Origin of the sequence: Pedobacter sp. Hv1, assembly GCF_001412215.1 — a bacterium.
In the GTDB taxonomy this organism is placed as follows: domain Bacteria; phylum Bacteroidota; class Bacteroidia; order Sphingobacteriales; family Sphingobacteriaceae; genus Pedobacter.
In genome coordinates, this window is sequence record NZ_LLWP01000002.1 from 396,783 (window position 1) to 413,415 (window position 16,633).

A 16,633-nucleotide genomic window follows, 5' to 3' on the forward strand; every position below is an offset into this window, starting at 1 on the left:
CGTTGCGATCAAATTTTCAATCCTTGTAGGTATTCTTTATATCTGTTAAATAAATGTCCGGCCTGAGCATAGGCAGACTGTGGGCTCATAAAATGAGAGAATTCAAAGGTGATGGCCTTATCGTAACCAGCTTTTCTGGCAGCCTCTAGTTTGAGGCGAAGTTTTTCAAATTTGATGGGTAAAAATTTAATGGGCATATCTCTGTCGAAACTTTCTGCGTTGGTCCAACATTGCAAACCGTATTGATCTGCTATCTTTTTATTTACAGCAAAAAAATCGTCCAATTCATGGTAATCGATATGTCCATCTTGAAAGGCAACAGCATCTACTGCACCACTAATGCCCTGAAAAATATCTCCCCATTCTTTTTCATGTTCTTGTAAAGAGACTGAGTCATTTTTAGAAAGCTGGGCCGAAGCCGCCATCACCGCCTTTTTACCATCAATCCATGGCGATATCAATGTTGGCAAACCACCACTTACATCTTTACATTGCTGCCCGAGCGTACGGAAAGCTTCAGTAGCCCCTTTGGTACCTCTGCTAATTTCCATGCTCAAATACCAACCTCCAAAGCTTTTGTAATGACCATATTGTTTCCATACTTCATCAATTACATAACGGTTGGCATCTATTTCGTGGCCCATGTCTCCTGTATCCCAATATTTGCCACTGTCGTACAGTCCGAAATAGAATTTCATTCCATATTTATCGGCCAGTTGCAGGTACATTTCTACCAAATCTACTGGTGGCTGATAACAGCCTTGTTTTTCTTGGAGGTATAAAGACGGGTAAGTAATAAACCTCCGATAGCCACTTCTAATCAGGATGACGGTATCAATACCAACAGATTTCATGTGGGCAAAATCGCGATCCCATTCCTGTCTGCCCCAATTCTGGTGCGGAATGTCATGAGAGATCTCGTCTATAAATGTTCCAGTAATTTTCATGCGATTACAGGTATTTTTTCTTTTTTAAATAATCAACCCAAAGCACATAAGCCGGCGGATTGATGTGAATGCCATCAATGGTTAATTCTGGTTTAATGTTGCCCTTGCCATCATTAAATACCTCGTGCAGGTTGATGAAAGTTAAATTATACTTACTGGCAATGGCTTTGATTTTTTCATTAAGTTCAACAATCAAATGCCCTTTATTTTTAAGGTAGGCTGCTTTTAATATCTCATCGTTCATTGGCAGTACGCTCTGTAGGTATAATTTTGTTTTTGGCGATCCCTTTATAAAACGTTGAACAATTTTTTCGTAATTCTCGGCAATCACAGTTACTGGAAGATTACGTCCAATGTCGTTGATGCCAATTAGCAAAAACAATTTGCTTGGCTTACTTGCAATAATGGGTTCAATTCTGGCCAATACACCAAAGGTATTATCGCCACCAATGCCCCTGTTCATTACCACCTTGCCCGGCAGCAATTCGTGCCACATGCCACGCTCTGTAATGCTGTTTCCTAAAAAAACAATGGCATTAGGGGTTTGTGGAAGGGTAACAAATAGTTCCATTCTTCCCTGATAGTAAGTATTGTTGTAACTGCTATCGATCTTTACCGTTTGGGCACTGGCCAATGAAGCAGCTAGGGTACAGCAACCGAATAGTGTGGCAAATAGGTAATTTATTTTCATGTTGTTGAGTTTTAAATATTATAGGTATTTCATTTTCTTTAGGTAATTGGCCCAGATTACATAGGCCTCTGGCTGCAAATGCAGTCCATCTGTTGTTAAGCTGCGTACCAATTGACCATTTTCGTCTTTGAGCACATTAAATAGGTCGATATAAGGCAGATTATGCTTCACTGAAAGTTCTTTCATCAGTTTGTTTAAAGCAATGATGCGTGGGTTGCGGATATTATCATAAATGGAAGCCAATATCGACTCTGTAACCGGCAATACGCTTTGTAGGTACAGCTTGGTTTTTGGTGCATCATGTTTTACTTTCAAAATAATGCGTTCGTAATTGTGAGCAATATCTTCTATTGGTGTACCACGTTTGATATCGTTTACACCGATCAACAAAAAGATCTTGCTTGGTTTTTGTTTAAGGACAGGATCTAAGCGGTAAAAAACACCGTAAGAATTGTCTCCACTAATCCCTCTATTGATCACATTTGGAAGCCCGGTAACATCTTGCCACTGCCCTACTTCTGTAATGCTGTTGCCTAAAAAAACAATCGGGTTTTTCTGTACAGGTAGGGTTTCAAAATATTTTAGTCGTTTTACATAATACCCATTGGCATAGGTACTGTCTTTTACCGCTTTCTCTTGTGCACTGCTATAAAATGGCACTGTAAAAAGGATTAACATCAAAAAAAATCTATTCATATCTATTATTTATTCAGTCTTTAAAATCAGTTAATTATTCGGCTACAACTGTTTCAGGCTCTTGCTCTACAGGCATTAAGGGCACCAGCCAGGTCACAATAAAAGCTGGTATGGTAGCAATCAATACCCATATAAAAAACTCCTTATACCCCAGATAATCGCTCAGCAAACCACTGATCATGGATGGGATCATAAAACCTAAATTCATTAAACCACTGCCAAAAGCGTAATGGGCCATCTTGTATTTACCAGGGGCGATGTTCTGCATCATAAACAAGATCAAACCCACAAAACCATAACCGTAACCAAAATATTCGATGGCAACTGCCGATGCAATTACATAAATATCTTGAGGCATGGCAATGGCCAGAAAAGCATAAGCCGCAAACGGCAGGTTAAAAAAGGCACATAAAATCAATAGCGTTTTTTTGGTCAACCCCTTATTAGAAACGTAATAACCTGCAACGATAGAACCTAGCACGAAGGCGATTGACCCAAAAACGCCATATAACACGCCGATCTGCGAAGTACTCAGTCCTAAGCCTCCCGATTCCCTTGACGCTTTAAAAAACAAGGGAATGATCTTGATAGCCTGACCTTCGGCAAAACGGTAAAAAACAATAAAACACAAACTGAACCAGATGTTCTTTTTTTGAAAGAAAGTAACAATCACATCCTTTAATGTCGCAAAACCTTCTTTTACAGAAGTAACTTCCTTCACTTCATTTCCTTCTGGAATTACCCTCATGTTGTACAAACCCAACAGCACCATAATAATACCATAGGTGAACATGACGATCATCCAAGCATTTTGGATTCCGATTTCTTTCTCCAACTGACCAGCCATGTACACCAATACCCCACCAGATAAAACTTTGGCAATGTTATAGAAAGCACCTTGCCAGCCTACAAATTTGGCCTGTAGTTTTGGCGTCAATTCATTTAAATACACACCATCTGCAGCAGTATCGTGTGTAGCACCACTAATGGCAATAATGGTTAAAATGGCAATAGAGAAACTAAAGAAATGGCTCATTTGTAGGGTTAGGGCCAAAAGGCCAAACAATACACCAGTAAAAATTTGTGTGGTATACACAAAAAACTTTTTGGTTTTGTACATCTCTAAAAATGGCCCCCAAAGTGGTTTAATTGTCCACGGAAACATAATCAGTGAAGTCCAAAAGGCAATTTTCGTATCAGAAATCCCCAAGTTTTTATACATGATAGAGCTTGCGCCCGATAAGGCTACAAAAGGCAATCCCATGGCAAACCAAGTAGTTGGGATCCAATAGATAGGGTTTATATGTTTAGTTTTAAGTTTCGACACAATAGTGGTTGTTTTGAGGTTATAGATATGTAGGTTGAATGGTTAGGTTTTCCAGAAAAATTTAAGTCGTGTAAAGCATATGGTAATCAAAGCTACAACACCTGTAAAAATGAGGCCACGAGCAAAACCATTGATTGCGTTTGTACTCATGGCATCGAGATAAACAGAGAGCGTACTAATTTTAAGTAATGGGATGAGGAACAGGTTACCTGCAGTGTAGGCAATCATCGGGTTTTTTCCATTGGCGGCCAAAAAGTCCATCAGTTTTTTAAAACAGCCCAGTCTTTCTACAATGCTAAAACTAAGCAAAGCGAAAAAGGATAATCCTGAGCACACAAAATAATAGCTGTAAGTAGAGTAATCTTTTTTAATGCCACCTTCATAGGCCTCAAAAAATAGACCTAGCAATACTAGATAAATTCCGGCTTGTGTAAGCTGTTTAATGGTCTGCCCAGCTTTTATCTTTTTGATTAAAACAGACAATGCCAAGCAACCTATCGCATTTAAAGCCAAATTGAGCACTAAAGCTCTGGTAAAAAGGCCCCATAAATTAATTACAATTAAAGCGGTAGCAATGCAGGCAATAAGGATAAATATTCTTTTAGAAGAATCTCTGATCAGTTCTGCTTGTTTATTTTCTTTTAAAAACCAATCGCCAGCCAAAGTACCGGGAATAATAATGAATAAGTATTTAAGGTAGTAAAACTGGTATAACCAAGCTGCAGGCGACCAATTAAAGATAATGCTATTGATACTATCTACCTCTTTGGCCCCTAAAAAGATGGCCATTACAAAAGGTAAAATACCTATTCTTAGCCATGGGCGATTTCTGGTCAAATACCAGATCAAGCCGCCAAAAAAGGCCATATTGGCCAATACCAAGATAATGATATCGCTCTTGGCCAAACTGAATTGACCATAAGCAAAAGGATACACATAAAGGAAAATAACTGCAGCTAAAAATCCTATTATTTTAATAGCCAAGGCCACATACTTTTTAACAAAGCGTGACCAGTTCCCGTACATTAAAAAAAGTAGGATAAAGCCTGCAATAGAAAGTACATGTGTAAATATGGTGGGTTGCTTGTCCATTACCCAAGCTCTGGCATGTAGGGTAAAAATGGCAAAAAAGGCCAGTAAAACTAATCTTGTTGCCAATTGTAAAGCAATTTTATAAAAAGGTTGCTGCTCTGCTTTGCTATTTAAAGCTAAAGGAATGGCTGCTCCCATAGAGAACAGAAAAAATGGGAATACGAGGTCGACCCAAGTAATACCTGGTATTTCTGGTTTAAATACATGATAAGGTGGAGGAGTTTGTGCATGGAACATCCATGCTGGCAAAACCTTTCCAAAAGCAATGCTACTGCACAGCACCATTAACAATATGGCTGTTCCGCGTAACACATCTAAAGATTGATTTCTAGCTATCTGCATTCCTTTGTAGCTTATAATTTAATTTCTTCGGTGTAAATGTTTCCAAAACGGTCAACCGCTTCTATCTTCACTATTTTAGCACCAGATGATGGCGTTGCCGTAAAAAGATGATCCGTTAGTCTGGCTTTCATCCAAGTATATTTAACAGAGCCATTCAAATATTTAAGGGCATCAGTATCGTAATCTGTAGTTTGTTGCATATTGCCCATGGCTTTGCCATCTTGGTACCAAGTTACTTTCCATTGTGGATCCCAGTTCCATACATTTGCAGTAATGGCCTGTGGTCTTAATTTTGAAGTACCGGGAGCATAAACTTTCATCTGGAAATCTTTGGCATGGCCTAATGATTTGTAATACCAACTTACCTGATCTCCATTAATTTCATAAACGCCATAACCTCCAGGCGTTCCATCTTCACAAACGGGGCCCGTCCACCAAGCCGAACAAACTGCAGCATGAATGTGCTCGTATATACCATCCTCGATCCTATTTTCGTTATAATGGGTATGGCCTGTTAACAAATGTGCCTGGTAAGGTTTTAGCATTTCATAAAGATACTTTCTGTTAAAGGTGATGTTGCCAGGATTGTCTTCCTTTTTTTGCTCCCTCGTTTTTTCATTGGTATAAGCAGAAATATGCATAGACACAAAAACAGGCGATCCCGGTTTTACTGCTGCCAGATCTTGTGCCAACCATTTGAACTGTTTTTCGGTAATGTAGCCAATGTAGTTATAACTGTTACTGTAATAAAAAACATTGTCTAATACAATGTAGTGTGCATTGCCCCTGTTAAACGAGTACCATGTTGGGCCAAAACTTTTCTTAAAGGTGAGGTCTGATTTTTCGTCACTTCTGGTATTGATATCCATATCGTGATTGCCCAATACCTGAAAAAAAGGAATACCTGTATTCTTTACTGCCTTTTTATACTCAGCGATGATATTGGGTTGATCCCACGAAATATCTCCAGCAGAGATACCCGTTACTGGTCCCTTTTTCAGCAATTCTGCTGCATGGGCACGTGTATCTGTGACCACTTGTTCATGTAGTTTATCGGCATGTTCCTGATTATTGATCTGTGGGTCTGCCCAAACCATGGTAAAGTGCCGACGATCATCTTGTTTCATTTTAGTCAACTTAAAATCTGCTGTAAAATTCCCTTTTGCATCTTTTGGAATTGCTTGATAGAATTTCGCAAGCTGATCATCGACAGGAATTTCATAACCAGAAGGAACGCTTAGGTAAACGAAATCGGCTTCGTTGGTACTCTCCAATCTATATTTACCATTTGCATCTGTAAAAACGCAGTTGGTACCATCAGTTACCATCACCCCTTTTATGCCTTTAAGCTGTTGGTCTACAACTTTGCCCTTCAGTACAACATGAATGGAAGCTGCTGGACTAAAAGAGACCAGCAGACCACACAACAAACTAACTAAGAGCAAAAATGTAAACTTTAATTTCATTCTATTTCTTCAATCCTTCTCTTAAAGCACCCCACAATGGCTGTTTAAGCCTGTTATATTGTGGTGCATATACGTGTACCACATCAAACAACATTACGCCCCCAGTAGCATTATCCAATATGTATTTAATGGTATTGCTAATTGATTTTTGGTCTGGCCAATCTACATTGCCCATATCTATACTACCATATAAAGGCATTTTATTTCTGGTAATGTATTTACCTCCTTTAAGCGAGCCTTCTACGCTCCACCAATGGTAGGCTAAGTTTGCAGTTGCAGGGTTATCTTTCATCATCAATTGAGTAAAATAATTCCCTGTCATAAGTAGGTCTAACTGCTCAGCATAGCCTGTTTTGTTATAATCTGGGTAAGCCCAATCAAATTTTAGATCCGTATCGTTAAACGGATCATAATCTTGACTTGCCCAATTTACCCCTACCTGGTAATAAGTGGTGTACCAAGCACCTACATAAGTTCCAAATTTCATGTTCGGTTTTACACTTTTAACCGCAGCTCTTGCTTTTACAAAGAAATCATGAATTACTGTAGCTCTGTACAATAACCATCTTTTGTAGTATTTACCTGTTGCATTTGGCAGCACTTGATCGCTAGAAATTTTCCATGAGGTTACAATATCAGATGGGAAACTCATTTTTTTAGCTTCAGAATCTTGGTATTTATTTTCTAAGAACTTGATGAAATCATTTTTACTGAAATCAGAAAAATCTGCACTTACATCTGTATAACGACCATAATCAAGCAGCATTCCATCCAATTCGTATTTACCAACAATCTCTTTGATGATATTTAAGGCTCTTTCCTGAACTGCAGGAATAGATGGGTTAACAAAACCATTTTTCCCTGTTGAAGTTACCGGAACACGGTTTCCGTTTACATCACAAACAATAGACTGGTATTCGTTTTTCCATTGCGCATCTTCAAATACTTTTCCCCTTGCTTTAGAAGTTTCGCCTTCTACAAAGGTTACGATAGAGGCATATACCTTAAAGTTTCTTTTTTTAGCTTCTTTGATAAAGTAACCTGCATAATCAACTCCTGCAGGAATTGATTTACCATCTTGCGAAGTAACCTGAGGACTATAATTACTTGGGTACATGGTATAACCTGAAGAACCCTTAAGATCGAGTACCAAACCAGTAACACCAACTTCTTTCAAGGTATCTAAGGTGGTTTTGATCATTGCCGTATCACTTAAGCGACCATAGGTACCAAATACATTAGAGCGGGCATCAACCCAAACTATGGCTTCTCTTCTTCTTTCCTCATTAACCACAGGTGGTTTCGGATCAGGTTTTTCTGGATCAGGAGTAACCGTTTTTTTACAAGAGCTCAAGGCCATTAAGGCAATCAAGGCCGTTGCACCTATCGAATAAATTAATCTTTTCATTATACTAGGGTTTAAATAAAAAGATGGTTCTGCCTGTGAATAGGCAGAACCATCAAATAAGTATTAAGGTGCGTATTTAGTAAATTCGTGTGCAATGATACCTCCATTGGTAAGGAGCATGTACACCTGCATTCTTTGCTTATCTGCTGATAGTCCGATTGTCACATCACCAGTACCATTTGAATTGGCATTGGCACCCAAGAATTCTTCAGAATTATAGATATTAAATGTATTGTATCTTGGATCTGATGGTGCAAGGCTTATCTTAGAGTTTTCTGTAACATCAAACAAGCCCAAAACTGCATTGTTATAACTAAATGATTTCACAAATTTCTGGATAGCCAAGTACTTGGCATTGTTAAATTCGATATAATCTGTAGCAAAGTGGAAAATACCAAATACAGTGGTTGAATTGTTAAAACCAAACATACTTTGATTGCTAACGCCATTAACCAGTGCAATTTCAAATTGGTAATTGATAAAGTAATTTCCATTTGGATCTGTAGACACAGGTTGAGCATCTGCTTGATAGCCCATAAATGAAGCTGCACCACCAGTAACCGATTCGTATTTGATCACCTGAGGATCTTGACTAACCGCTGCACCGTTTTTAAGTGTCCATTTGTAGATAATTTGAGATTGACCACCTGTTGTTGTAATTACAGCATCGCCATTTAGGTTACCATAAATATTTAAACGACGACCTATACCACCATCACCTGTAATTCCGGTTGGATTGCTATTGGTCCATTCAATTAGTTTTACCGGAGTGGCATCGATATTGGCCCATTTGTATACGATAAACTTACCACCTTTAGCAGCATAGGTTGTACCGATAATATTGCCGTCTAAGTCATTGGCAATTTGGAAAGCCAAGGTACTAAATGGCAATGCCATATCTTTAACATACTCTCCTGTATTTCTATTGAATACACGGTATTTAGCCGGATTGGTACGCACCACAGTAATCAGGTAATCGCCAGACACTGCCAAAGCAGATTCCATGTTACTGGTAAAACCAAGTTCACTAGCGGTTTTGCTCCATAACCTACGGTTAATCCCCACACCATAATCTAATTTAACTGGCTCTGTAGCTTTTAGGGTATAGGTTTTTTTAGTACCATCTTTACCCGTAATTACCAATGGCACATTTTGCGAAAGGTTAATGGTTGATCCAGTTGCAATAGAACTTGTAGAGTGTTTATTGATGTTTAAGTTCAATTTAGCTGTTGATACATTGGTACCTGGCAAGATATAGAACAATACATCGCTGTCTTTAATTACCGCTTCTACCTTTTGGGTACTAGCACCAGCTGCATATTCTACATTGGCACTGGTAATAGAAACATCGCCTACTTTACGGGTAACTACAACAAACGATTTTGTTGCACCAGAACCTGAGGTAATAGTCAATTTAAAAGGTTTAGATACATCTTGCACCAAACCCAATGCTGGCGATACAATGGCATCAGAAGGAACTACCGATCTTAAAATTACTTTAGAAAGGTCTACCTCATTATCAGAATTAGCTGGATAATAATAAGGAATATCAAAATAGATGGTATCCTTATTGGCACTTATCCTTGCTTCGAACAGCCTACTGCCGCCCTGCCCCTCTAAAGTGGCATAAATATCTGCAAGCTCATTGCTCTGGTTTCTCACAACCGGCTCGGCCTTTTTGCAGGAGTTAAGCATTAAAACAGTGAATGCTGTAACTACAATTAATGATATTTTTTTCATTACGAATATTTTTAGGTGAATAGCCATTTTTACCAGCCTTGAATCTGGGTAATTGCTTTATTTCTTAAAATCTCATCCAACGGAATTGGAATATAATAGAGCGCAGGTGTAAATTGTCTATTGGCATTATCTACCGTTACCGTTGTATAAGTAACACTAGAACCGCTAGGTGTACCTTTGTGTCCGGTAAACCTGATGTTGTTCAATTTAGTATGTGCTTTTCTCCATCTTCTTAAATCCCAATAACGGTGACCTTCAAAAGCCAATTCAATGATCCTTTCGTGCTCAATAGCCTTCATCATTTCATCAGGAGTTTGAGAAGGTGTATTTGGCAAGCCACGTTTGGTTCTCAATTCATTTAAAGAAGCTTTGGCACCAGCAATGTTGTTGATTTTCGTTTTTGCCTCGGCATCAATTAACAATACCTCTGCGTAACGCATCTCCATCCAGGTCTGGTCACTTTTGTTGATCACAATATTGGTATTGGCCTGATCTAATAACTTTTTGGCATAATAACCCGTTACCGTTCTTTTGGCTTCTGTAGCCCCGTATTCTGTTATGCCTTCAATATCATCAGTTGTAGTTGTATTTAAAGTACGTCCTTTCCAAGCTGAGCCATTGTGTAAAACTGTAGCGTAAAATCTTGGCTCTCTATTGGCATAAGGATTAGCAGCCATTGTAGGGTTGGCCCATGAGAAAGTAGAACCATCGTTCATTTCAAACTCATTAACCAATTCTGCTGTTGGTACACCATAAACTAAAGCCTGACCTGGTACATCTCTTGGCGGAACAAATCCTAAATCATATTGATGCGTAAGTTGCGGTCTTAAATAAGCAATTTTAAATACTGCCTCTTTAGAGTTTTTATTGGTAAACATTGTTCCAAAATCGTCTAAAGCATAAATTCCCTGTCCAGCTAATTTTTTCACTTCGTCTGCAGCATTAGAAGCTTGGGTGTAATAATCTGTAGCTTTTGTTTGTGGGATACCCGTTAAAGGATCTGCATTGAATTGTTTCTTATCGTATTCGGCAATTGAAGCTGCATATAACCAAGTTCTGGCCAACATGCCATAAGCTGCACCTTTGGTCGCTCTACCTGTATTTCCAGAATCCCAGTTGGCTGGTAAATTTTGTGCCGCAAATGCAAAATCAGCTGCAATAAACTTGTAACAATCTTCTTCACTAGAACGTGGATTGTCTTTTTTGTCTGGATCTACCAACTTATCTAGCAAAACCACACTACCGTGTAATTTTACCAACCAGAAATACACATAACCACGAATGAAACGGGCCTCGGCCTGAAATTGTAGTTTTGAATTGTTGTCAAGACCTTGTGCCTTGGTATCTAATCCTTCTAAAAATTCATTGAGGCGACGGATACGAGCGTAACCAGTAGCCCAATAGTTTAACTGTGGTCCGGCGGCGTTAACCCTCGATGCATCTGAAGCTAAAATGTTAACGGTACCATTTCCAGAAACACCTGACGAATATTTCATTACATCGGTTAGTGCATCTGTGGCATTGTCGTATCCGATTGGGAAAGTACCAAACTTGAAAGTATTGAACTCACTGTACATCCCAATAATATAAGACCTGATGTTGGCTGGGTTCTGATAAACGGCAACATCTGTATATCTATCTAGTGGATCATAATCTACTTTACAAGAACCCATTACCAAAACGGCCCCTAAAACTAGGAATGATTTCTTTGTTATTTTTATATAATTTTTCATGACTTCTAATTAAAAGGTAAGGTTTACTCCTCCGGAGATCATTTTCTGTTGTGGATAGAATCCATTATTTACGTTTGGCATTTCAGGATCAAGATATTTCAACTTGTCCCATGTAAATAAGTTGAAGCCAGTTACATAAAAACGTACCCTTTCAATTTTCGATTTCAATACACTTTTTGGTAAGGTATAGCCAATCTGTACCGATTTTAGACGGATATAATCGTTATTCACAATAAACCCAGAGTTCTGATTGGCATTGTGTGGAGAAAGTGATACCCCTCCTGATGTTAATCGAGGATATTTTGCATTTGGGTTACTTGGCGACCACGATTGCTCTACCAAATAATATGGAGAGTTTCCGTAGCCGTAGAAAGTTTTGGTAAAAGGACTATTGTCTTCAATACCTGATGTACCTGATGAACCTTCGTACAATCCGCCCAAAGCTAAACTAGACAATGCTGCTCCTTGAAATAAGGCTGAAAAATCAAAACCTCCGTAACTAGCCTGTAGGTTGATACCGTACATGATTTCTGGCAAATTGCTTCTGCCAATGTAAGTCATATCTGCATCTCTGGTAATACGTCCATCACCATTTAGATCTCTATATTTGAAATAACCTGGTGCCAAGAAACCGCTACTTGGTGAAGAACCATTTCTAGCCTCTTCCCATGTTTGGTACATGCCATCTACAATAAAACCAATTTTTTCGCCAATTGGCCTACCAGTACGTTTTTGCCATGCTGGTAAGTTTTCATTCTCATTAATTAAGATGATTTTATTTCTAGCCCAGTTAAAGTTACCTGTAACTGAATAGTTAAACTTACCAATGCTGTTTTTGTGTCTCAACTGTAAATCAAAACCCCTATTATCGGTAATACCATCATTAAATGTAGAAGGTACGTTACCACCTAATGTTGGTGGATAAAGGCTACCTCTTCCGGTAAGGATATTGTTTACTACCGTATAGAAATAATCGAAATCAACACCTAATTTTCCATTCCAGAATTCGGCTTCAAAACCAACGTTTGTGGTATTGTGACGCTCCCACGTTAAGTTTTTGTTTGGTGGAGCTGTAGTATAAAGTGCTGAAACTGGCACACCACCAATAATAGCCACCGGACTATCCGTTAACATAAACCCTGGTAAATAAGGGAAAGAAGTTACCGTATTGTCTTTACCCAATACTCCATGAGAAGCTTTTACTTTTAAGAAGTTAATGGTATTCGACATTTTGCTGAAGAACCCTTCTTTACTTACTACCCATCCTAAACCAACACCCGGGAAATAACCCCAACGGCTTTCTGCAGGGAAACTTAAAGAAGCATCGGCTCTAACCGCCACCTCAAACAGGTATTTATCTTTGTACGAGTAGTTGATACGACCCACATAACCTTGTCTGGCCCCTAAACCACTACTTCCTGTTGGGCTAATAAAATCGTTTGTAGCTGTACTTCCGAAATCGATCTCTTGTAATTCTGAAAGGGCAAAGTTTCTTGCACCAGTTGAGAACACATTTGAACGATACCTAGACCATTCGTATAAAGCCAAGGCAGTAACGCTATGTCCACCTTCGAATGTTTTGGTATAATTTAAACTTGGTTGGAATGTTAATCTGTTATTTTGACTGTAATTTTGACGAAGTGTATTTACAGTAATACCTGGAGGATTCGAGATTAAAGTAAAGTTACCTGTGGTCTGTCCTCTAAACCTACCCATTAACGAATAAGGTGTAGTCCAGTTTTTGTTCTCTGTAGCATTCTTATCAAATGAAGTCAATACTTTTCCGGTTAAACCTTTAATCCAAGGCACTTTTACATTGAAAGTAAGGGAGCTTTGGAAAACATTTGTTTCGCCATTCTGATAACCAGACTGCATTACCGAAGCAATAGGGTTTACATAACCTGCATTACTTTGATAGGCTGTTGGCAATCCATTTTCTGCATACATTGGCATGTTAGGTAAAGTTCTAACTGCCTGATAGAATGGGTTCATGTAAGCCGAGTTATCTGGAGAGATACCTGGTGTATTTGTTTTTTGTAACCTAGCACCAATGTCGAATGTTACTGATAACAATTCGTTCAACTGTGCATCGATATTGGTTCTTAAGTTAAATCTTTTGTAACCTGTATTTTCTACAACTCCATCTTGATCAAGATAGCCTAAGCTCGAAAAATATTTTACTTTTTCGCTTCCACCTCTTACCGTAATACCATGGCTTTGAGAATAACTCTTTTTGCCTAACAATTGACCAACCCAATCGGTATTGCCCAAAAGAGGGTTGGTATTGGTACCATTTCTTAAAGCATCGATCTGCGACTGGGTATAAGTTAACGGACTCGGGTCCATCCCTACATTGATACGGTAATCATTATCTAACGTTTCTGCTCTAGAGAACCAGTCCATATAATCTGGACCATCTAAAAATTTAGGGAAACGCGTATTAGAGTTCTGCATAATTGCACCATCGTAAGTGATTTGAGGTGCAGATATTTTACCTCTTTTAGTGGTAACCAAAATTACCCCATTTGCTGCCTGTAAACCATATACCGCAGCAGACAATGCGTCTTTTAGTACAGAGATGCTTTCAATTTCGTTCGGATCTAACTGAGAAAAAGAACGCTCTACCCCATCAACAATTACAATTGGTCCTTGTCCACCTTGGTAGGTAGAAGTACCCCTTACACGGATGGTGGCATCGTCAGCACCTGGTCGGCCAGAAGATTGAACGGTGGTAATACCTGGCAATCTACCCGCCAACATATTGGTAATGTTCATGGTAGGCGCCTGTTTAATATCGTCGCTGGTAATTTGTGCTACCGACCCCAATACATTAGATTTTTTCTGTGTACCATAACCCACTACCACTACTTCGTTCAATAGTGAATTGGATTCTTCAAGTTCAATGTTCACACTTGTTCCTTTTACAGTTACTTCTTTTGTGGTAAACCCGATATAGGTTAATACAAGTGCTTGCTCATTTTGCTCCAAAGTAATGGAGAACTTTCCTTCATTGTTTGTTTGAACTACTTTTGGCGTCCCCTTTACAGTTACCGATACACCGGGTAAAGGCATGGACTGCTTGTCTGTTACGGAACCTGTTACTACCCTCGATTGCGCAAAGGCAACGGTGGTAAAACAGAACATACAAAGCACCAGAGATAAAATCATCCATGGAAGCTTTTCTTTTTTGGTAAAAAATTTCAACATCATGTTAAGTTTACTTTGTTTTATTTGGTTATTTTTGATTGCATTAGACGGCCATTAAAGTTCACTTCAACGGCAAATGGTTTAAGGTATTTATCTAATAATACAGCCAATTCGCCACGATTAATCGTAGGGCTATTGGGTTTTTGATCTTGTTTTTTGAGCGAAGCCAAATCGGTTACAATGGTTTCTTTTCCAATCTGTTTGTTCAACATTGGAATAACTGTGGCAAAGAAATCAACATCCAGGTCTTTTCCAGATGCGGCCACTTCGGCAATTGCCGGATAATAGGTTTTTAAACCCTGTATAAAAGTTGCTTCACTAATGGGGTGCTGAGGATAAAACCACATTTGGTTTGCCCATTTGTAAGAAATACCTGTACCTTGAAGAATACCGGTTGCTCCGATGCGTTGGATAGCATCAAAATTAGAATCTTCAGGTTTTACATCGATAAAAGGCATAATGTAGGCCTTACTGCTCAATAACGCCTGCTGAACTTCGCGAATATTTACCGCTGCAGGGTCTACATTATTTTTGATGGCTACAGCGGCCAAGGCTCCAGCTGCCTGTCCAATACCTAATACCACAGGCTGTAACCTGGTTGCACCAGCAACAATATTAGAAACACCGATACTTTTTTCGGCCACAATTAGTCCTTTGGTATTTTCTGGTACCAACGAGCCTAATGGCACATTATAAGCTGGAACTTTGATCTTTACAAAATCAATAGCAGGTGCTGCCGGATTTTTAAGGTGGTGATGATCTATGGTATAATCGCCTACGGCTATGCCTGTTCTATAATAAGCTTCTTTTTGCTGATAAGGTTGTGCTACAAAGGGCAAAGTTAAATCTACCTGACCTTTTAAACGGCGAGATTCGCGATTATAAGGAATCATGGGTAAACGATCTGCTGTAGGAAATTCATCATCAGCCAAGCCCAAATGCTTAAAGCCCATTACCGTTTGCAGGTAATAGATAAACCTTAAAGTATGCAACTTTGCCTCTTTTAAGGCTTCCGAACGCTCTTTTGGACTTTTCTCAATAATATTTAAATAGATATCATTTCCATTTTTTGGCCAGTTGATCATGTATTTACCATTTGGCAGTTTACCATAGGTGATCATCTTGCTACAATCTATAATTGGCGTATTGTCTTTAGCAGCTGGATCTGCTACATCACAACTGTGTTCAAATATAGTAGGATCATAACCAGCAGGTTTTTTAATGGTTTTGTCGGCACCTGCACCAAAATCTTTCAAGATCGCTACATAGGTCAAATCTTGGATAATATCATTGGCTTGTTCTGGAGCATAACTCTCTCCAGTAACTGATCTACTGTCCATACCAATTCGATAAGGAGCCCCTACAGCGGCCATTACATCGCCTAGTTCTGTAGCATCAATTAATAGTTGAGCATTAATTTTGTAGGTCTTGTTGGCTTTTTTAACACTTACTGTCCAACCATTGGTGGTTTTTTGAACATTTAGCCATTGCGATTGATACCAGATAGCTAGATTAGCTTCTTTAGCTAATTCTTTCAATAATTTATTCCCTACCGAGGGTTCAAATAAGGTATTACTTACCCATCCGGTTTCTACAGCTTTTGCACCACCATAATAATGATAGAGTTTTTGTCTGAATTCTCCCCATAAACCAGCTGGCATCTGATGGTTACCATCTATGGCAGAAACACCAGCAGCTGTAAGCATGCCCCCTAACCAATCTGTCTCTTCAACAATAATAGTCTGTACCCCCATTCTGGATGCCTGAATACCCGCAGTGGTACCACTTGCACCACCACCTATAATTAATAATGAGGTGTTGATCTCTGACTGCGCTTGCGCTAAAATTGCAGTCGTACATAAAACATAAGTTAAAAAAAGATGTCTTAGATAATTCATATTGCTATTTGGCAATAACGAAAGTAATCTTTTTTTTAATAACTCATGAACAATTATTAATTTTTTTTATTAAGTATATTTACAAC

11 protein-coding genes are annotated in these 16,633 nt (G+C 38.8%); all 11 read right to left on the reverse strand.

All coding sequences use genetic code 11. The annotated features are described in order from the left end of the window. Positions 1–8: 8 nt before the first annotated feature. On the reverse strand, positions 9–947 hold the full coding sequence (locus AQF98_RS06000) for a DUF4434 domain-containing protein (RefSeq protein WP_055131011.1): 939 nt from the start codon (positions 945–947) through the stop codon (positions 9–11). A gap of 4 nt (positions 948–951) precedes the next feature. Then, positions 952–1,638 carry a GDSL-type esterase/lipase family protein gene (locus AQF98_RS06005; RefSeq protein WP_055131012.1) on the reverse strand — a complete coding sequence of 229 codons (687 nt, stop codon included), beginning with the start codon at positions 1,636–1,638 and terminating at the stop codon, positions 952–954. Between the two features lie 18 nt (positions 1,639–1,656). After that, positions 1,657–2,334 (reverse strand): GDSL-type esterase/lipase family protein, encoded by a 678-nt coding sequence (locus tag AQF98_RS06010; RefSeq protein ID WP_055131013.1) that lies wholly within the window; start codon positions 2,332–2,334, stop codon positions 1,657–1,659. Positions 2,335–2,368: 34 nt separating this feature from the next. Further along, positions 2,369–3,661, reverse strand: a complete 1,293-nt coding sequence (locus tag AQF98_RS06015) for an MFS transporter (protein WP_235524174.1) — start codon at positions 3,659–3,661, stop codon at positions 2,369–2,371. Between the two features lie 42 nt (positions 3,662–3,703). Then, positions 3,704–5,095, reverse strand: coding sequence for a DUF5009 domain-containing protein (locus AQF98_RS06020; protein ID WP_055131015.1), 1,392 nt, complete (start codon positions 5,093–5,095; stop codon positions 3,704–3,706). 11 nt (positions 5,096–5,106) lie between these two features. Further along, positions 5,107–6,561, reverse strand: coding sequence for a calcineurin-like phosphoesterase family protein (locus tag AQF98_RS06025; protein ID WP_055131016.1), 1,455 nt, complete (start codon positions 6,559–6,561; stop codon positions 5,107–5,109). Position 6,562: 1 nt separating this feature from the next. After that, the gene (locus AQF98_RS06030; RefSeq protein WP_055131017.1) at positions 6,563–7,969 is read right to left on the reverse strand and encodes an alpha amylase family protein; all 1,407 of its coding nucleotides are present in this window, start codon (positions 7,967–7,969) and stop codon (positions 6,563–6,565) included. Between the two features lie 63 nt (positions 7,970–8,032). Further along, a complete protein-coding gene (locus AQF98_RS06035) occupies positions 8,033–9,709 on the reverse strand; it encodes a DUF5018 domain-containing protein (protein ID WP_161805849.1) in 1,677 nt (558 codons plus the stop codon). 29 nt (positions 9,710–9,738) lie between these two features. Next, on the reverse strand, positions 9,739–11,442 hold the full coding sequence (locus AQF98_RS06040) for a RagB/SusD family nutrient uptake outer membrane protein (protein WP_082434920.1): 1,704 nt from the start codon (positions 11,440–11,442) through the stop codon (positions 9,739–9,741). 9 nt (positions 11,443–11,451) lie between these two features. Further along, positions 11,452–14,652: a TonB-dependent receptor gene (locus tag AQF98_RS06045; RefSeq protein WP_082434921.1), complete on the reverse strand. Its 3,201-nt coding sequence runs from the start codon at positions 14,650–14,652 to the stop codon at positions 11,452–11,454. 17 nt (positions 14,653–14,669) lie between these two features. After that, the gene (locus AQF98_RS06050) at positions 14,670–16,547 is read right to left on the reverse strand and encodes an FAD-dependent oxidoreductase (protein ID WP_055131021.1); all 1,878 of its coding nucleotides are present in this window, start codon (positions 16,545–16,547) and stop codon (positions 14,670–14,672) included. Positions 16,548–16,633: the final 86 nt, after the last annotated feature.

Coding starts and splice junctions, on each gene's coding strand:
- AQF98_RS06010 (WP_055131013.1), bottom strand. CDS start 2,334: ATGAATAGATTTTTTTTGATGTTAATCCTTTTTACAGTGCCATTTTAT.
- AQF98_RS06030 (WP_055131017.1), bottom strand. CDS start 7,969: ATGAAAAGATTAATTTATTCGATAGGTGCAACGGCCTTGATTGCCTTA.
- AQF98_RS06035 (WP_161805849.1), bottom strand. CDS start 9,709: ATGAAAAAAATATCATTAATTGTAGTTACAGCATTCACTGTTTTAATG.
- AQF98_RS06040 (WP_082434920.1), bottom strand. CDS start 11,442: ATGAAAAATTATATAAAAATAACAAAGAAATCATTCCTAGTTTTAGGG.
- AQF98_RS06045 (WP_082434921.1), bottom strand. CDS start 14,652: ATGATGTTGAAATTTTTTACCAAAAAAGAAAAGCTTCCATGGATGATT.
- AQF98_RS06050 (WP_055131021.1), bottom strand. CDS start 16,547: ATGAATTATCTAAGACATCTTTTTTTAACTTATGTTTTATGTACGACT.
- AQF98_RS06000 (WP_055131011.1), bottom strand. CDS start 947: ATGAAAATTACTGGAACATTTATAGACGAGATCTCTCATGACATTCCG.
- AQF98_RS06020 (WP_055131015.1), bottom strand. CDS start 5,095: ATGCAGATAGCTAGAAATCAATCTTTAGATGTGTTACGCGGAACAGCC.
- AQF98_RS06025 (WP_055131016.1), bottom strand. CDS start 6,561: ATGAAATTAAAGTTTACATTTTTGCTCTTAGTTAGTTTGTTGTGTGGT.
- AQF98_RS06005 (WP_055131012.1), bottom strand. CDS start 1,638: ATGAAAATAAATTACCTATTTGCCACACTATTCGGTTGCTGTACCCTA.